Annotated in this window: 14 protein-coding genes; 8 read left to right on the forward strand and 6 right to left on the reverse strand. The window is 70.2% G+C overall.

Going from position 1 to position 17847, the window contains the following annotated elements; all coding sequences use genetic code 11:
* Position 1 precedes the first annotated feature (1 nt).
* The 3 genes from ACH5AF_RS14995 to ACH5AF_RS15005 are packed head-to-tail and all read right to left on the reverse strand — an operon-like array spanning position 2 to position 3104.
* The gene (locus tag ACH5AF_RS14995; protein WP_398902279.1) at positions 2-793 is read right to left on the reverse strand and encodes an ABC transporter permease; all 792 of its coding nucleotides are present in this window, start codon (positions 791-793) and stop codon (positions 2-4) included.
* A 29-nt stretch (positions 794-822) separates the two neighbouring features.
* Positions 823-1797, reverse strand: a complete 975-nt coding sequence (locus tag ACH5AF_RS15000; RefSeq protein ID WP_398902280.1) for an ABC transporter ATP-binding protein — start codon at positions 1795-1797, stop codon at positions 823-825.
* Positions 1798-1817: 20 nt separating this feature from the next.
* Positions 1818-3104, reverse strand: coding sequence for an NYN domain-containing protein (locus ACH5AF_RS15005; RefSeq protein ID WP_398902077.1), 1287 nt, complete (start codon positions 3102-3104; stop codon positions 1818-1820).
* Between the two features lie 305 nt (positions 3105-3409).
* On the opposite strand from ACH5AF_RS15005, the gene ACH5AF_RS15010 reads away from it, so the two are divergent.
* A complete protein-coding gene (locus tag ACH5AF_RS15010; protein ID WP_398902078.1) occupies positions 3410-3580 on the forward strand; it encodes a hypothetical protein in 171 nt (56 codons plus the stop codon).
* Positions 3581-3731: 151 nt separating this feature from the next.
* Here ACH5AF_RS15010 and dnaE read toward each other — a convergent pair whose 3' ends face one another.
* Positions 3732-7271, reverse strand: a complete 3540-nt coding sequence (gene dnaE / locus ACH5AF_RS15015) for a DNA polymerase III subunit alpha (protein WP_398902079.1) — start codon at positions 7269-7271, stop codon at positions 3732-3734.
* 221 nt (positions 7272-7492) lie between these two features.
* Between dnaE and ACH5AF_RS15020 the strand changes: the two genes are divergently transcribed.
* From ACH5AF_RS15020 to ACH5AF_RS15040, 5 genes are all read left to right on the forward strand, one after another.
* Positions 7493-8857, forward strand: a complete 1365-nt coding sequence (locus ACH5AF_RS15020) for a DUF2252 domain-containing protein (protein WP_398902080.1) — start codon at positions 7493-7495, stop codon at positions 8855-8857.
* Between the two features lie 78 nt (positions 8858-8935).
* Positions 8936-9628 carry a hypothetical protein gene (locus ACH5AF_RS15025; protein WP_398902081.1) on the forward strand — a complete coding sequence of 231 codons (693 nt, stop codon included), beginning with the start codon at positions 8936-8938 and terminating at the stop codon, positions 9626-9628.
* Between the two features lie 64 nt (positions 9629-9692).
* On the forward strand, positions 9693-10532 hold the full coding sequence (locus ACH5AF_RS15030; protein ID WP_398902082.1) for a thioredoxin domain-containing protein: 840 nt from the start codon (positions 9693-9695) through the stop codon (positions 10530-10532).
* Positions 10533-10633: 101 nt separating this feature from the next.
* Positions 10634-12277 (forward strand): alkaline phosphatase D family protein, encoded by a 1644-nt coding sequence (locus ACH5AF_RS15035; RefSeq protein ID WP_398902083.1) that lies wholly within the window; start codon positions 10634-10636, stop codon positions 12275-12277.
* Between the two features lie 296 nt (positions 12278-12573).
* Positions 12574-13581, forward strand: a complete 1008-nt coding sequence (locus tag ACH5AF_RS15040) for a zinc metalloprotease (RefSeq protein ID WP_398902084.1) — start codon at positions 12574-12576, stop codon at positions 13579-13581.
* A gap of 144 nt (positions 13582-13725) precedes the next feature.
* Here the strand turns inward: ACH5AF_RS15040 and ACH5AF_RS15045 are convergent, their stop codons facing one another.
* A complete protein-coding gene (locus ACH5AF_RS15045) occupies positions 13726-14295 on the reverse strand; it encodes a dienelactone hydrolase family protein (protein WP_398902085.1) in 570 nt (189 codons plus the stop codon).
* Between the two features lie 73 nt (positions 14296-14368).
* On the opposite strand from ACH5AF_RS15045, the gene ACH5AF_RS15050 reads away from it, so the two are divergent.
* Both ACH5AF_RS15050 and ACH5AF_RS15055 read left to right on the forward strand, forming a co-directional pair.
* A complete protein-coding gene (locus ACH5AF_RS15050; protein WP_398902086.1) occupies positions 14369-15499 on the forward strand; it encodes a mechanosensitive ion channel family protein in 1131 nt (376 codons plus the stop codon).
* A gap of 59 nt (positions 15500-15558) precedes the next feature.
* Positions 15559-16077, forward strand: a complete 519-nt coding sequence (locus ACH5AF_RS15055) for an SAM-dependent methyltransferase (protein ID WP_398902087.1) — start codon at positions 15559-15561, stop codon at positions 16075-16077.
* A 142-nt stretch (positions 16078-16219) separates the two neighbouring features.
* Here the strand turns inward: ACH5AF_RS15055 and ACH5AF_RS15060 are convergent, their stop codons facing one another.
* Complete coding sequence (locus ACH5AF_RS15060) at positions 16220-17806, reverse strand: Na+/H+ antiporter (protein WP_398902088.1); 1587 nt, start codon at positions 17804-17806, stop codon at positions 16220-16222.
* Between the last annotated feature and the right edge of the window lie 41 nt (positions 17807-17847).

Genomic DNA, 17847 nt, shown 5'->3' on the forward strand with positions numbered 1-17847 from the left:
CTCACCGGACTGCCGCCCGCCGGTACGCCCACGTCGCCGCCGCCAGCGACACCACGCCGACGGCCGCGCAGACCGCGAGATCGAGCCCGACCGCGGCCCAGTCGGGACGCGCGTCGAAGGTACGGGCCAGCGCCTCGACCCCGTACGTGGAGGGCAACAGGTCGCGGGCGTACCCGATCGGTGCGGGCAGCCGGTCCGCCGGAAGCACGCCGAGCAGCAGCGCCGCCGACATGCCCAGCTGGCCGAGTAGCGTCGCCAGTTCCTGGCGCGGCGCGAGCAGGCCGAGGGCCGCGCCCAGTCCGGCCAGAGCCGCCCCGGACAGCGGGATCACCGCGGCGAGGACCCACAGGTGCGTCAGCGGCAGCTCGAAGAGCACGCTGCCCGCGACCGCCGTCACCACGGTGCCCGGCACGGTGAAGGAGGCGTACGCCGCTGCCGCGCCGAGCACCACGGCCGCCGGCGGCACCGGCAGCGTGGCGTAGTGGTCGAGGCCTCCCCCGGCGCGCAGCTGCCCGAAGTACTGGGCGAGCAGATTCAGCGCGACGAAGGCGACGACGAGCACGCTCGCGCCGGCGACGACCGCCTTCGCCTCCGTGCCTCCGTCGACGACCCCGCGCATCAGGACCATGATCCCGACGGACTGGAAGGTCGCCACGAACAGCAGCGGGATCCGGGCGACCCGCGCCCGGGACAGCTGCGCCCGGTACACGGCGGCCAGCGCCGGCAACAGCCGGGCCCGCGGCGCGAGCGGTGCGGGCGCGTGCTCAGTGACGGGCGACGCCGCCCCGCTCATGGTCCTCGCCGACTCGGCGGAGATGATGCTCACGCCTTGACCAGCCCCTTCGTCGTGTTCCCGCCGAGTGCCAAGTACACGTCCTCCAGACTCGGGGTGGCCAGCGTGAAGTCGTCGAGCGCCGCGAACGCCGCACCGCCCGTCACCGCGGCGACCGCCGCCCGCGCCTCCTCCGGCCCCAGCCGCAGCACCCACCGGCGCCCGGACTCCTGGGCGACACCGCGCAGCGCCGCCACCTCGGGGACGTCGAGCGGCGCCCGCTCGCGCCACACCAGTTCCACGCGGACCTCACCCGCGACCCGCTCCTTCAGTCCGGAGGGCGAGTCGCAGGCGATGACACGGCCACGGTCGAGCACGGCGACGCGGTCGAGGACGGTCTCGGCCTCGATGACGTTGTGGGTGACGAGGAGCACGGTCACGCCGTGCTCGGCGCGCCTGCGGTCGACCGCCGCCCACACGGCACGCCGCGCGACGGGGTCCATGCCGGTCGTCGGTTCGTCCAGGACCAGGACCGGCCGCTCGCCGACGAGGGTCGCCGCGAAACAGGCGAGCCGCCGCTGGCCGCCGGACAGTTTCTTGAGGGGACGCGCGGCGAGTGCGGTGAGTCCGAGCTCGTCCAGGACGGCGTCCCGTTCGTCCCGCGCCTGCCGTACGGTCAGCCCGCGCAGCCGCCCGGTGGTCTCGGCGGCGAGGGCGACGGTCAGTTCGTCGAGGGCGGTGGACTCCTGGCCGAGGTAGCCGATCAGCCGGGCCGCCCGCTCGGGATGGCGCACCAGGTCATGGCCGAGGAGCTCGACGGCGCCGGAATCGGGGCGCATGAGGCCGGTGAGCTGGCGCACCAGGGTGGACTTGCCCGCGCCGTTGGGTCCGAGCAGGCCGAAGACCTCGCCGCGCCGGACATCGAGGCTGATCCCGTCGGTGGCACGCACCTCGGGTGTCCCGGGCGTGCCCCTCCTGCCGCGCGCGGCGGGGTACGTCTTGACCAGATCCCGCACCACGCACACCGTACTCACGAGGTACGAGACTACGGGGTCCGGCCGCTCCGAATGCCCTCGGGCCCCGACTGCTCCCCCGCGGCGGCGTGCTCGGTGGCCGTCCGTACATCGATCTCGCGCCAGAATCCGGCCCGGATCGCATAGCGGTCGTGCTCGTCGATCTGGTCGTCCTTGTGGGCGAGAAGTCCGAAACGCGCTGCATAGCGCAGTAGTTCGCCGTCGATGCGGTGCGGGATGCGCGGATACATGCTGGACAGCTTCTGCACGTGGCCGGTCTCCGGCAGCCGTTCCATCCAGCGGCGGGCGAAGACCTGGCCCACCTCGAAGGGGTCGCCACCGACGGTGGTGATGTCCTCCTCCCGGTCGGCCCAGCGCTGCTCGGCGCTGGTGAGCTGGGCGAGGGTGGGCAGGGACGCGCTCTCCGGCGGTTCGCCGAGCGCCCCCTGTCCCGACCGGTCGACCCAGCCCTTGTCGGAGGACCAGCGCAGGGTGGCGTTCACGGGGTGGGCCGCGGGCTGCTGGCCGGGGGCGCGCAGTCCGGCGAGGTCCTTGGGCGTGGGGACGCCCTTTGCCGGGGCGGCCGGGGCGGGTGCGGTTTCGGGGGCGTCGTCGGCGGATGCGGATGGTGCGCCGTTGCGCGCGGCGGAATCGGCCGCGCGCTCGGCCGAGTCGGCGAGCGCCGACTCCGGCAGCGGCGCGGACAGGATGGCGGCGATCTCGGGGCGGGGCACGGGCGCCGGGGCGCAGACGCCGGTGAGTTCCCTGGCCCGGACCGCGCGGGTGATCCAGACCCGGTCCAGGACGCGGCGTTCGTCGGCCTCGGCGACCAGGTCCTCGGACTGGTTGTAGTCGCCGTCGGCGGCCTGGACGGCCCACAGGTGGACGGCGACGCCGTGCTCCTTCGCGGACATCAGGCCGGGCAGCAGATCGCCGTCGCCGGTGACGAGCACCACGTCGGAACAGGCCCGGTTCCTGGCCAGTTCGGTGAGCTCGGCGTGCATGGCCGCGTCGACGCCCTTCTGGGCCCAGCGGCCGTCGCTTCGGGTCAGGGCGCCGAGGCGGACCGTGACCCTGGGCATCACCCGCAGCCTGCGGTGCTCGGGCTGGGGCACCCGGTCGGGGGCACCGTCGAACCAGTAGATACGCAGCAGCGGGCGTTCGGTGTCGGCCTCGGCGAGGTCGCGCAGGCCATGGATCAGGGCGGAGTGGTCGACGGTGATCCGCGACCGCGCCGGTTCTCCCGCGAGAAGGCTCGCGGCCGCGCCCAGCAGATATCCGGCGTCCACCAGGACGACGCAGCGGTCCACGCGTTCCACCCTCTTTCGGGGACTCTTTCGGCGACGTTCCCGTGAGCCGTGCGCGAGCGCCGGGCAGGTCCGGTGATCGCGGGAACTCGGAGGCCGGGAAAGGTCCGGATCGGGGATTCTTCCGGGTTTCCTTCGAGTCTGCCCGACTGCCCCAGTGTTGACGGCCGGAACTCGATCATCGGCGTGGCGGATCGATCCGGTCCAGGCCCCTGACGGGTGACTACGGTCCGCAATGATCCAAAATGCGCCGGTTATTCACCTATGTGAGCCTGACAGCGGCTCTGGCACCCAGACGCTCACAGGAGGCAACCACCATGGCCAAGAACAAGAACCGTGAACGCAAACAGAAATCTTCTCCGGCGGAGCGCGGCCGCCAGGAGGCCACCAAGTCCTCGATGGAGGCGCAGGCTGAGCAGCGCGCGGCGCAGGTGACGCCGTCCGATGTGGCCCACAAGGGCCGGCAGAAGCGCTTCGGCCACAACTGACGGACGTGAGCGGCAAGAAGGGGCGCGCCCGTGACGACGGGTGCACCCCTTCTGCGTGACTGCTTCTGCGTGACCGCTTCTGCCCGATTGCCTCTGCCCGATTGCGCCTGCGTGACTGCTGCTGCTCGACTGCGCCGCGCGGCCCCGAAGGTCAGCCGGCCAGGCAGGAGGGGCCGAGCAGCACCTTCAGGTCGCCGAACAGCGCGGGGTCGGGCTGGACACGGTGCCGGTCGAGCCGGAGCACCGTCGTCTTGCGCGGGCCCTGGAGTTTGATCCGCACCTCGGTGTTGCCCTTGTGATGGCTGAGGATCTCGCCGAGGCGGCTCACCATGGGCGGGGTGACCTTGACGGTCGGGATGGTCACGACGACCGGCGCGTTGGTCCCGGCCGACGACAGGTCCGGGACCATCAGCTCCATGGCGACGAGCCTGGGCACGTCCTCGCGCTTGTCGAGACGGCCCTTGACGAAGACCACGGTGTCCTCGACGAGCTGGGTGGACACGAGCTGGTACGTCGCCGGGAAGAACATGCACTCGATCGAACCGGCGAGGTCCTCGACGGTGGCGATCGCCCAGGCGTTGCCCTGCTTGGTCATCTTGCGCTGCAGGCCGGAGATGATGCCGCCGATGGTGACGACCGCGCCGTCCGCGTGCTCGCCGCCCGTCAGCTGGGAGATCGCCGCGTCCGTCTTGTCGGACAGGACGTGCTCGATGCCGAAGAGCGGGTGGTCGGAGACGTACAGGCCGAGCATCTCGCGCTCCTGGGCGAGCAGGTAGGACTTCTCCCACTCGACGTCGGAGAACTCGACGTCGAGGCCGAAGCCGGGCTCGCTGCTCTCCTCCTCGCCCATGCCGCCGAAGAGGTCGAACTGCCCCTCGGCCTCCTTGCGCTTGACCGCGACCACGTTGTCGATCATCGGCTCGTGGTGGGCTACCAGACCCTTGCGGGTGTGGCCCATCTCGTCGAAGGCGCCGGCCTTGATGAGGGACTCGACGGTGCGCTTGTTGCAGACGACGGCCTCGACCTTGTCGAGGAAGTCGGGGAAGGAGCTGTACTTCCCCTTCGCCTTGCGGGACCTGATGATCGATTCGACGACGTTCTGCCCGACGTTGCGCACGGCGGTGAGGCCGAAGAGGATCACGTCGTCGCCCTGGGCAGCGAAGTTCGACATGGACTCGTTGACGTTGGGCGGGAGGACCTTGATGCCCATGCGCCGGCACTCGTTCAGATAGACGGCCGACTTGTCCTTGTCGTCCTTGACCGAGGTGAGCAGCGCCGCCATGTACTCCGCGGGGTGGTTCGCCTTGAGGTACGCCGTCCAGTAGGAGACGAGGCCGTACGCGGCGGAGTGCGCCTTGTTGAAGGCGTATCCGGCGAAGGGGACCAGCACGTCCCACAGCGCCTGGATGGCCTCGTCGCTGTAGCCCTTCTCCCGGGCGCCCTTCTGGAACAGGACGAAGTTCTTCGCCAGTTCGTCGGGCTTCTTCTTGCCCATCACGCGGCGGAGGATGTCGGCCTCGCCGAGCGAGTACCCGGCGATGATCTGGGCGGCCTTCTGCACCTGCTCCTGGTAGACGATCAGGCCGTAGGTGACGTCCAGGACCTCCCTGAGGGGCTCCTCCAGCTCCGGGTGGATCGGCGTGATCTCCTGCTGCTTGTTCTTGCGCAGGGCGTAGTTCGTGTGCGAGTTCATGCCCATCGGGCCCGGGCGGTAGAGCGCGGACACGGCGGAGATGTCTTCGAAGTTGTCGGGCTTCATCAGCCGCAGCAGCGAGCGCATGGGCCCGCCGTCGAACTGGAAGACGCCGAGGGTGTCACCGCGCTGGAGCAGCTCGAAGGTCTTGGGGTCGTCGAGCGGGAGGGAGAGCATCTCCAGGTCGATGCCCTTGTTGGACTTCACCATCTTGATGGCGTCGTCCATGATCGTGAGGTTGCGCAGGCCCAGGAAGTCCATCTTCAGCAGGCCGAGCGACTCGCACTGCGGGTAGTCCCATTGGGTGATGGTCACGCCGTCGGTGTGCCTGACCCACACGGGGACATGCTCGGTGATGGTCTCGCTGGACATGATCACGCCGGCGGCGTGCACCCCCATCTGCCTGACGAGGCCCTCGACGCCCTTCGCGGTGTCGATGACCTTCTTGACGTCCGGTTCGTTCTCGTACATCGCGCGGATCTCGCCGGCCTCGCTGTAACGCGGGTGGGAGGGATCGGTGATGCCGTTGAGGTCGATGCCCTTGCCGAGGACGTCGGCGGGCATGGCCTTGGTGAGCCGGTCGCCCATCGCGTACGGATAGCCCAGCACGCGGGCGGAGTCCTTGATCGCGTTCTTCGCCTTGATCTTGCCGTACGTGCCGATCATGGCGACCTTGTCGGCGCCGTACTTCTCCGTCACATACCTGATCACCTCGACGCGCCTGCGCTCGTCGAAGTCGATGTCGACGTCGGGCATGGAGACGCGCTCGGGGTTGAGGAACCGCTCGAAGATCAGACCGTGCGGGATCGGGTCGAGGTCGGTGATGCCCAGGGCGTACGCCACGATCGAACCGGCCGCGGAGCCACGGCCGGGGCCCACCGCGATGCCCTGGTTCTTCGCCCACATGATGAAGTCGGCGACGACGAGGAAGTACCCCGGGAACCCCATCTGGATGATGACGTCCATCTCGTACTCGGCCTGCCGCTGGCGGTCCTCGGGGATGCCTCCCGGATAGCGGCGCTCCATGCCCCGCCGGACCTCCTCCTGGAACCAGGTGACTTCGGTGTACCCGTCGGGGATGTCGAACTTCGGCATCAGGTCGCGCTTGAGGAACATCCCCTCCGTCTCGATCTGCTGGGCGACCAGGAGGGTGTTGCGGCACCCCTCCTGCCAGGCGTCGGAGGAGTCGATCGCATACATCTCGTCGGTCGACTTCAGGTAGTAGCCGGTGCCGTCGAACTTGAAGCGGTCGGGGTCGGAGAGGTTCTTGCCGGTCTGGATGCACAGCAGCGCGTCGTGGGCGGTCGCCTCGTGCGCATACGTGTAGTGGGAGTCGTTGGTCACCAGCGGCGGGATGCCGAGCTTCTTGCCGATCTCCAGCAGTCCGTCACGGACCCGGCGCTCGATCTCGATGCCGTGGTCCATCAGCTCCAGGAAGTAGCGGTCCTTGCCGAAGATGTCCTGGTACTCGGAGGCGGACTTGAGGGCCTCGTCGAACTGACCGAGGCGGAGTCGGGTCTGGAGCTCGCCGGAGGGGCAGCCCGTGGAGGCGATCAGCCCCTCGGACCACTGGGCGATGGTCTCCTTGTCCATCCGCGGCCACTTCTGCAGCCAGCCCTCCGCGTACGCGTCGGAGGAGAGCCTGAAGAGGTTGTGCAGGCCCGTCGCGTTGGCCGCCCAGATGGTCTTGTGGGTGTAACCACCGGAACCGGAGACGTCGTCCCGCTTCTGGTGCGGCTGGCCCCACTGGATCTTGCGCTTGTTGCGCCGGGACTCGGGCGCGACATACGCCTCGATGCCGATGATCGGGACGACCCCGGCCTTCTGCGCGGAATGGAAGAAGTCGTACGCCCCGTGGAGGTTGCCGTGGTCGGACATGGCGATATGGGTCATGCCCATCTCGTTGCACGCCTCGAACATGTCCTTGAGCCGCGCAGCACCGTCCAGCAGCGAGTACTGGGTGTGGACGTGCAGGTGCGTGAAGGGCGGCTTGGTCACGGCGGATGGCCTCCGGGCTGCAGTCTTCGGGGGGTGACACCCCCGGACCCCCGCTTATGGGGGACAGCCTGGAAGTCTACGGCGAGCAACTGACAGCCGGCGGGAGACCGCGGGGCGAAGCCCCTTCGACGAAGGGTGGCGGGCGGGCACTCCTGCGCGTCGTCACGCGTTGGAGGGGCGGAAACGCCTGTCCTTTTTCCTGCACCAGGAGGCACCCAGCGATGCCGGTCCCGCAGCCCACCGCCGAGCAGCGAGGCGAGGAGATCCTCGCCGTCTTCGACACCGCTTTCGGCGAGCTCCTGGCCGCCGACCCGGCCGCCTTCCGGGTCAAGTTCCGCAAGATGGCGGCGTCGGCCTTCGCGTTCTACCGGGGCACGGCCTGCCTGTTCTACAGCGACCTGGAGCGGGAGCGGCACGGCGGCCCCTTTCTGGACGAGCGCACCGGCCGGGTGTGGATCCACGGCGATCTCCACGCGGAGAACTTCGGCACCTACATGGACGCCAACGGCCGCCTGATTTTCAACGTGAACGACTTCGACGAGGCCTATGTCGGTCCCTTCACCTGGGACGTCAAGCGCCTGGCGGCCTCGATCGCCCTGATCGGCTACACCAAGGCGCTGAGCGACGACCAGATCACCGATCTCGTACGGATCTGCTCTGCCGCCTACCGCGAGCGCGTCCACGCCCTCGCGGCCGGGGCGAAGAACGACGAGCTGCCGCCGTTCACGCTGGACACCGCCGAGGGCCCCCTGCTGGGCGCCCTGCGCACGGCCCGCTCCCTGACCCGGTTCTCGCTGCTGGACTCGATGACCGAGATCCGTGACTTCGAGCGGCGGTTCGCCTCGGGCGCCGGCTCGATCGAGCTGGACGCGGCCACGCGCTACAAGGTGCTCGCCGCCTTCGACGGCTATCTGGAGACGCTGCCGGAGTCGAGCCTGACCCGCCCCGACTCCTACCGGGTCAAGGACGTGGTGGGCCGGCGGGGCATCGGTATCGGCTCGGCCGGCCTCCCCTCGTACAACATCCTCCTGGAGGGCAACAGCGACGCCCTGGAGAACGATGTCGTGATCTACATGAAGCAGGCGCAGACGCCGGCGGTCTCCCGCCACATCACCGACCCGGAGATCCGCGGTTACTTCCGGCACGAGGGCCACCGCACGGTGATCTCGCAGCGCGCGCTCCAGGACCACGCCGATCCGTGGCTGGGCTGGACCGAGCTGGACGGCTCCGGGCAGCTGGTCGCCGAGGTCTCCCCGTACGCCGTGGACCTGGACTGGTCGGACATCGACGACCCGGCTCAGATCGCGGCCGTCGTCGCCGACCTCGGCCGGGCGACGGCGACGATGCACGCGGCGGCCGACGACGAGAGCGGGCACTCACTGGTGCCCTTCTCCACCGAGCGCGCCATCGACGCGGCGATCGCGGCGGACGAGGACGGCTTCGGCGAGCTGCTGGTCGACTTCGCGCACGGCTACGGCACCCGGGCACGGGCGGACCACCAGATCTTCGTGGACCTGTTCCGCAACGGCAGGATCCCCGGCCTGCGGGCGGCGGATGCCTACAGGCCGGCGGCCACGGGCCTGTAGCAAGGGCCCGGCGGAGCGAGGCGGGCCGGCCCCGGCCTTTAGGGATCCCTTACAGGGAGGCGTGACAAACTCACGGCGATGGACATATCCGGGATGCGGCTCAGGGCGCTGCGGGCGGCGGTCTTCACGGCACTGGTCGTGACGCTGTCCGCCGCTTCCCATGTACTGCTCTCGCAGGCGCCGTTGCCACTGACGACGGTCGCGGCGCTGACCGCCGCCGTCTTCGCCGTCGCCTGCGCGCTGTCGGGCGGGGAGCGCGGTTTCCTGCGGATCGCCGGACTGCTGATCCCGCTGGAGCTGGCGGCCGACACGGTCTTCACCGCGGGCCAGCACGCCTGTTTCGGGGCCGCCGGCGGCCCGGTCACCGGGTCGCTGCGTGCGGTCGGTCTCGATGTGCTGTGCGGCGGCAGCATCGGCGCCCGGTTGCCCGGCGTGGCGGCGCCCGCGCAGAACGGGGGCCTCGGCGCCCTGCTGCAGTCCCCCGACCCCGCCGTGCCCTGGCTGCTGCTCGCCGCGCATGTCTCGGTGGGCCTGGTCGCGGCCGCCTGGCTGCGGCGCGGCGAGGCGGCGCTGGCGTCGCTGCTGCGCTCGGTGGGTGCGTTCGCCTTCCGCCCGCTGCTGCTCGCGGTCGCCGCGCTGCGCGGCACGCGCGGCGCCCCGCGTACGACGGGCCGCCGGGAGCACCACGAGCACCGACCCTCCTGTGCGCGCCTGTTGGTGCACTCCATGGGACGGAGGGGGCCTCCGCGTCCGGTCGCGCTCTGCGCGTGACGCCGCGCCCTGCGCGCCGGCCGGAAGCCCCCTTCTCCCCACTGTCCCCATGGAGTGAATGATCATGAGCAAGCGCAACAGCCAGGCCAACAAGGCGGCGGCCCGTGAGCGGCTGCGTCTGGAACGCGAGCGCCAGGCCAAGAAGGACAAGCTGCGCCGTCAGCTGATCGTCGCCGGTACCGGCGTCCTGGTCCTGGCGATAGCCGGTGGTGTCGGCTTCGGCATCATGCAGGCCAACAAGCCGTCCCACTGGGAGTCGGCGGCCGACGAGAGCAGCATCACCGCCCCGAAGAACACCGAGGGCGAGAACGGCACGACCGTCGTCATCGGCAAGACGGACGCGAAGAAGACGCTGGAGCTGTACGAGGACTCCCGCTGCCCGGTCTGCGCGGTGTTCGAGCAGGCCGTGGGCGAGACGATCGACAAGGACGTCGAGGCCGGGAAGTACAGGATCAAATACATCGGCGCCACGTTCATCGACGGCGACTCCCTCTCCCAGGACCGCATCGGCTCGAACGGCGAGGGCTCCAAGAACGCGCTGAGCGCGCTGGGTGCCGCGCTGAACGTGAGCCCCGACGCCTTCATGGCGTACAAGTCGGCGCTCTACTCGGAGAAGTTCCACCCCGAGGAGAGCGACGACAAGTTCGCCAAGGACGCGTATCTGCTCAAGATCGCCGATTCGGTGCCCGCTCTGAAGAACAACAGTGAGTTCAAGAAGAACGTCGAGGACGGGACCTTCGACGCCTGGGCGCTGAAGATGTCGAGGACGTTCGACGACAGCGGGGTGGGCGGTACGCCGACGCTGAAGATGGACGGCAAGAAGATCACCGCCGAGGGCAGCGACAACGCGCCCATGACGGTGGAGCAGTTCACCACGGCGATCGACAAGGCCCTCAAGGGCTGAGCGCACCCGCGGTGGGCCGCGGGTGACCGTATCCGAACGGGCGGGCGAACTTTCCTGGTTCGCCCGCCCGTTCGGCTTACCGATCAGTAGTCTGATCGGCCGTGACCAGTCGATTCCTCACAACTCCCAGTCGCCGCACGGTCGTCAAGGCCGCTGCCGCCACCGCTGTCGCCGCCCCCGTTCTCGCGGCCCAGGCCGTCCCCGCCACCGCGGCGGACCAGAGCCCCTCCTTCGACCACGGCGTCGCGTCGGGCGACCCGCTGCCCGACGGCGTCCTGCTGTGGACGCGCCTCACGCCGAGCGCCGACGCCGTGCCGGGCTCCGGCAGAGGCGCGGACACGCCCGTGGGCTGGGAGGTCGCGGAGGACAGGGATTTCGCCCGGGTCGTCGCCCGCGGCAGCGCCACGTCCCGGGCCGCCACCGACCACACCGTCAAGGCGGACGTCCGGGGTCTGCGCCCGGCGAGCACCTACTGGTACCGCTTCACGGCCGGTACGGCCGTCTCCCCGGTCGGCCGCACCCGGACCGCTCCGGCCACCGACGCCGCCGCGACCGGTGTGCGCTTCGGCGTGGTCTCGTGCGCCAACTGGGAGGCCGGCTGGTTCTCCGCGTACCGCCATCTCGCCGCCCGCGCGGACCTCGACGCGATCCTGCACCTCGGCGACTACATCTACGAGTACGCCACGGGCGGCTACCCGGCCGAGGAATACGTCGTACGGCGGCATGAGCCGGGACACGAGATCACGAGCCTCGCCGACTACCGCCTGAGGCACGCCACCTACAAGACGGACGCCGATCTGCAGGCGCTGCACGCCGCGCACCCGGTGATCGCCATATGGGACGACCACGAGTTCGCCAACGACGCCTGGTCGGGCGGCGCGGAGAACCACACGGAGACCGAGGGCGAGTGGACCGCGCGCGTGGCGGCGGCCAAGCAGGCGTACTTCGAATGGATGCCGGTCCGCGCGTCCACCGAGGGCACCGTGTACCGCCGGCTGCGGTTCGGCAGGCTGGCCGATCTGCATCTGCTGGACCTGCGCTCGTTCCGGTCGCAGCAGTCGGGCATCGGCAACGGTGACGTCGACGACCCGGACCGCACGCTCACCGGCCGGGCCCAACTGGACTGGCTGAAGGCGGGACTCGCGTCGTCCGACGCCTCGTGGCAGCTGGTCGGTACCTCGGTGATGATCTCGCCGGTCGCCTTCGGGTCGCTGCCCGCGCATCTGCTCGGCCCGCTCGCCGAGCTGCTGGGGCTGCCGCAGGAGGGGCTGGCGATCAACGTCGACCAGTGGGACGGCTACACGGACGACCGCAAGGAGCTGCTGACCCATCTGACGCAGCGCGGTATCCGCAACACGGTGTTCCTCACGGGCGACATCCACATGGCGTGGGCCAACGACGTGCCGGTCAGGGCCGCCACGTATCCGCTGTCGGCCTCCGCCGCGACCGAGTTCGTCGTGACGTCGGTGACCTCCGACAACCTGGACGACCTCCTCCATGTCGCTCCCGGCACCGTCTCGCTGGTCGCGCAAGCCGCGATCCGCGCCGCCAACCGCCATGTGAAGTGGGTGGACATGGACAGCCACGGCTACGGCGTCCTGGACGTGACGGCCCAGCGGACACAGATGGACTACTACACCGTCTCGGACCGGACGAACCCGGACGCAACGTCCGCGTGGTCGCGCTCGTACCGCACCGTGAGCGGAACGCAAAAGGTCGAGCGAGTGAACCAGCCGGTGCGCTAGCGGGAACAGAGGGGCGATTTTCAGCCACTCACCGAACGGTTAACGGAAGATCACATCGCTACGACGGGTGGTGTGTTCCGCGCCATGAATGCGGACACACCACCCTTGGTTGTCACGTCCCGCGTTACGTGCAGATCTCACGTGCCGGACGTGGCCAAAACTTTTCTCCCCGATGTCCGTAATCACCTCACGATTGATTGGGCTTGATCGATCCTCATCAAGATCTGACATGCACCCGTAATCTCCCCGCGGTGGCCAGGAACGGCCCCCTCTACCACCCCCCGCGAGGAGACGTCATGCGTGCTCTTGCCCGTATATCCCCCCGTCTGCGCAACCGCGCAGTCGGTACGGCGATCATGGCCGGAACCCTGGCCATCGCGCCGCTCTCCGCTCCCGGCAGCGTCGCCGCCCCCCAGTCCTCCCTCTCCGCGGCCTCGTCCGCCGAGGAGTGCGTGGAGGACACGCACGAGCACGAAAGCGCAACGGCCCGCGAGACCCGTCCAGGCGCCGCCCACGTCAACGAGCCCAACGAGATCACCGCGACCAAGGCGAAGGCCATGGACGCGGATCTGAAGAAGAGACTGGAGGCGGCGCGCACCAACGCCCGCGGTCTGTCCACCACCGCCGCGGTGAGCATCCCGGTCTACTTCCACGTCATCCACGACGGTGACAAGGGCAAGCTCACGAGCGCCCAGATCAGCAGCCAGATGGCGGTTCTCAACTCCGCCTTCGCCGGCCAGGGCACCGGAAACGTCGACTCCGGCTTCCAGTTCACGCTGGCCGGCACCGACTACTCCAACAACCCGTCCTGGTACAACCTGGCCTCCGGCTCCACCGCCGAGAAGGAGATGAAGTCCACCCTCCGCCAGGGCGCCGCCGGCGCGCTCAACTTCTACACCGCCAACCTCAGCGGCGGCCTGCTCGGCTGGGCGACCTTCCCCTCCTCGTACAACTCCAGCCCGTCGATGGACGGTGTCGTCGTCCTCGACGCCTCGCTGCCCGGCGGCACGGCGACCAATTACGACGAGGGCGACACCGCCACCCACGAGGTCGGCCACTGGATGGGCCTGTACCACACCTTCCAGGGCGGCTGCAATGGCAACGGCGACTACGTGACGGACACCCCCGCCGAGAAGAGCCCCGCCTACCAGTGCCCGACCGGCCGTGACAGCTGCGCCAGGAAGACCGGGGTCGACCCGATCCACAACTTCATGGACTACACGTACGACGCGTGCATGTACCAGTTCACCTCGGGCCAGGTGCAGCGCATGAAGGACCACTGGACCGCGTACCGGGCGAGCTGAGACATCGGCTCCCAGGCGTCCCGAACACGCCGGAGGACGTGAACGGACGCACGCTGCCGAGCTGCTCAAGCAGCTCGGCAGCGTGCGTATGTCCCGTGTCCCGGCCTGATCCGGCCTGATCCGGCCTGATCCGGCGGACAAGTCCTACAGCGTGTCGAGGAACGCGAGCGCGACCCGCCACGTCTGCTCGGCCGCGGCCTCGTCGTAGTCCGGCAGATCGGGATCGGTGTAGAGGTGCCCGGCGCCCGCGTAGCGGTGGACCTCCACGTCCGCGCCCGCCCGCTGCATCCGCAGGTACCAGCTGTTCAGCCAGTCGTCCGGCTCGAACGGGTCCGGGTCGGCGACGTGCAACTGGACGGGAAGGCCGTCCACCACCGTCCCCTCGGCGATGTCCGAGGTCCCGTGCAGGAGCAGCAGCCCGCGGGCCTTGTCGTCGGCGAGCGCGAGGTTCTGGGCGATCGCGCCGCCGAGGGAGAACCCGGCGTACACCAGACCCGCGTCGGAATACGGCGCCGCCGCGGCGATCGCCCGGCGCAGCAGCTCTTCCTGGCCGATACGGTCCTTGATGTCCCGGCCCTCTTCCGTCGAATCCGCGGTTTGTCCGTCGAAGAGGTCGGGCACGCGAACCTCGTGCCCGGCGGACCCCAGCCGGTCGGCCGCCGCGTGCACCGCGGGCCGCAGACCGAAGGCGGAGTGGAAAAGCATGATGTCCATCCGGCCATCCTGCCAGCCGCCTCCGTCGTGCGACGCGCCCGCGGAGGCACACGAGCCACGGAGTCAGGGAGACATGGAGAACGTACTGCGCCCGTTGACCGTCGTCGGTGGATCGGTGGTGGTGACGCTGCTCGTCGGCTGGGCCGTCGACCGGCTGCTGTGCCGAGTGGACGACCGCCACCCGGAGACCCCGCTGTGGGGCATGCTGCGCCGCTGCCGCCTGCCGTTGCAGGTCGTGCTGCTCTCAGCGCTGCTGCGGGCGTCGTACGGCGAGATACACCAGCCGCTCGTGCGGGACCGCGGTGCGGGGATCGGACACGTCCTCTCCCTGGTGCTGATCGGTGCGAGCGCCTGGCTGGTGACCCGTATCGTGTCGGCTGCGGTGGAATCGACGTACGCCCGCTACGCCTCCTCGACGCGGGACCCGGCCCGCGTCCGCCGGGTGCGCACGCAGGTCACCCTGATCATGCGCATCGTCACCGCGGTCGTGGCCGTCGTCGCGGTCGCCGCGATGCTGCTCACCTTCCCCGGCATGGAGAAGGTCGGCGCCTCGATGCTGGCGTCCGCGGGCATCCTCGGCATCGTCGCGGGTGTGGCCGCGCAGTCGACACTCGGCAATCTCTTCGCCGGCTTCCAGATCGCGTTCGGCGACATGGTGCGCATCGGCGACACCGTGGTGGTCGACGGCGAGTGGGGCGTGGTCGAGGAGGTGACGCTCACCTTCCTCACCGTACGGACCTGGGACGAGCGGCGGATCACGATGCCCGTGTCGTACTTCACCAGCAAGCCGTTCGAGAACTGGTCCCGCGGCGGCGCGCAGATGACGGGCAGCGTCTTCTTCCACCTGGACCACTCGGCTCCGGTGGCGCTGATGCGGGAGAAGCTGCGGGAGATCCTCGAGGACTGCCCCGCCTGGGACCGCCGCGACTGGAACCTCGCGGTGACGGACACCACACCGAGCACGATCCAGGTGCGGGCGGTGGTGACCGCGAAGGACGCCGACGACGTCTGGACGGCACGCTGCACGGTCCGCGAGCGGATGGTGGCGTGGCTGTGCGAGAAACATCCCTACGCGCTGCCGCGCATCGCGACGTCGGCCGCCTCGGTGCCGCCGTCGGGCCAGTGGCCCGCGTCCTCGTCCGCACCGGTGCCCAGCCCCCTCGCCGCGCCCGACGACAACGGCCCCCGAACCGGCCGCGGCTGATGTCCGGCCCCCATGGCGCGGCGGCGACCAGCGGGGCCGGGCCGTCCTACCCTGGACGCGTGACCTCCGTGCCGCAGCGCCTCGCCTGGGCCGTCGAACAGCTGGACGTACGGCCCGATGACCGGGTGCTGGAGATCGGCTGCGGCCCCGGTGTCGCGGTCGACCTGGTCGCAGCGCGACTGACCACCGGCACCGTGACCGCGATCGACCGCTCGGCGCACGCCGTCGACACGGCCCGCCGGCGCAACCACGCCCACATCTCGGCCGGGCGGGCCGATGTGCTCCGGCTCGACCTCGCCGAACTGCCGCGCGGCGACGACAGGTTCGACAAGATCTTCGCCGTGAACGTCAACGTCTTCTGGACGTCCGCCGCAGACCGCGAAGTGGCCCTGCTCCGCGGCCTCCTGGCCCCCGGCGGAACGCTGTCGCTGTTCTACGAGCCTCCGGCGCCCGCCATGGTGCGCGAGATGAAGGACATACTGCTGCCCAAGCTCACCTGGCCCGGCGCCACCACGGTGGTCTCGACGGGGCTGACGGAGCGTGCCGCGCTGCTCGGCGTGCAGGTCACCGTGGCCTGACCGGCAGCGGTTCACCGGGCTACGCACCCTGCTCCGACCGGCCGCCGCTCACCACAGGCCACGCAAGCACCGCAGCCCGACCCGGCCGCCGTTCACCACAGGCCTCTTAGCCGACGGGCCGACGGGCCGACGGGCCGACGGCTCACCGCAGGCTGTGCACGTCCAGGTGACGCAGCACCCGGTCCACGACCTCCGGGTCCGCGCCCGGTTCGCTGCGCGCCGACAGCACAGCGTGACGCGCAGCAGACAGCATCTCCCGCTGGATGCGCCGCACCGTCGCCATCCGCTCGGCCCGCTTCGCGAACCAGTCCCGCCGCTCCTCGTCCACGATGTCCGGACTGATCCGGGCTCCCATGTCGAACGCGCCGCGCAGCAGCCGCTCGCTGACCTCCTCGGACAGCTCCTCCTCCGCCTCGATCTCCTTGAGCCGGGCCTTTGCGGCCTTCGCCGCCCGGATAGCGAGCCTGCGCTCCAGCTCGCGCTCGGCGCCGGTGTCCGCGCGGACCCCGAGCCGCCGCACCAGCCACGGCAGCGTCATGCCCTGGCAGACCAGCGTCGCCACGATGACGGCGAACGCGATGAAGATGATCACCTCGCGCCCGGGGAAGCCCGCGCCGTCGTCCGTCTCCAGCGGAATCGCGAGGGCCAGCGCGACCGACGCCACTCCCCGCATCCCCGCCCACCACAGGACGACGGTCTCCCGCCAGCTGGTGGGCACGTCCTCGTCGTAGTCGCGCAGGTGGTGCAGCCGTTTGGCGAGCCATGCGGCGGGCAGCAGCCACAGCAGCCGTACGCCCACGACGACCGCGACGACCGCCGCGCTCCAGCCGAGCAGCCGGCCGAGCCGGTCGTCGGCGGTGCCGAAGACATGGTGCAGTTCGAGGCCGATGAGCCCGAAGGCGACGCCGGTGACGAGGGTGTCGACGATCTGCCAGAACGTGTTCCCCGCGAGCCGCCCCATCACGTCGTCCGCGTCCGCGGTGTACTCGGCGAGGAACAGCGCGGTGGTGAGGACGGCGAGGACCCCCGAGCCCATCAGCTGCTCGGCCAGCACGTAGCTGACGAAGGGCACCATCAGCGTCAGACCGACCTGTAGGGTCGCGTCGCCGAGCAGCCCCATCAGCTTGTTGGAGACCCAGCCGAGCGCGAGGCCCACCGCCACGGCGACCACGGCCGACAGCACCAGTTCCCCCGCGGCGACCCCCCAGGAGAACTCGCCGCTCACGGCCGCCACGATCGCCACGTGGTAGAGCACGATGGCCGTCACGTCGTTGAACAGCCCCTCGCCCTCCATGATCGACACCAGTCGGCGCGGCAGCCCCAGCGATCCGGCGACCGCGGTCGCCGCCACGGGATCGGGCGGCGCGACCAGCGCGCCGAGCGCGACCGCGGCGGCGATCGGCAGGCCGGGGACGACGGCGTGGGCGACCGCGCCGACCGCGGCGGTCGTGACGAACACGAGCGCGACGGCGAGCAGCAGGATGGGCCGGGCGTTGGCCGTGAACTGCCGCCAGGAGGTGCGCTGCACGGTCGCGTACAGCAATGGCGGCAGCAGCAGCGGCAGGATGAGCTCGGGCGGCACGTCGACGTTGGGCACGAAGGGCAGGAAGGCCAGCACGATCCCGGCGAGCGTCATCAGCACTGGCGCGGGCAGCCCCAGCCGCTGACCGAGCGGCACGGTCACCACGGCGCCGAACAACAGGGCGAACAGCAGCGCCAATTGGTCCACGAGCGTCCTCCGCCGGCCGGGAGCCTCAAGTGATCAAGGTC

This window comes from Streptomyces sp. NPDC018833, from assembly GCF_044390825.1.
Lineage (GTDB): Bacteria > Actinomycetota > Actinomycetes > Streptomycetales > Streptomycetaceae > Streptomyces.

Coding starts and splice junctions, on each gene's coding strand:
- ACH5AF_RS14995 (WP_398902279.1), bottom strand. CDS start 793: ATGAGCGGGGCGGCGTCGCCCGTCACTGAGCACGCGCCCGCACCGCTC.
- ACH5AF_RS15010 (WP_398902078.1), top strand. CDS start 3,410: ATGGCCAAGAACAAGAACCGTGAACGCAAACAGAAATCTTCTCCGGCG.
- ACH5AF_RS15020 (WP_398902080.1), top strand. CDS start 7,493: ATGCCGGTCCCGCAGCCCACCGCCGAGCAGCGAGGCGAGGAGATCCTC.
- ACH5AF_RS15025 (WP_398902081.1), top strand. CDS start 8,936: ATGGACATATCCGGGATGCGGCTCAGGGCGCTGCGGGCGGCGGTCTTC.
- ACH5AF_RS15030 (WP_398902082.1), top strand. CDS start 9,693: ATGAGCAAGCGCAACAGCCAGGCCAACAAGGCGGCGGCCCGTGAGCGG.
- ACH5AF_RS15040 (WP_398902084.1), top strand. CDS start 12,574: ATGCGTGCTCTTGCCCGTATATCCCCCCGTCTGCGCAACCGCGCAGTC.
- ACH5AF_RS15045 (WP_398902085.1), bottom strand. CDS start 14,295: ATGGACATCATGCTTTTCCACTCCGCCTTCGGTCTGCGGCCCGCGGTG.
- ACH5AF_RS15050 (WP_398902086.1), top strand. CDS start 14,369: ATGGAGAACGTACTGCGCCCGTTGACCGTCGTCGGTGGATCGGTGGTG.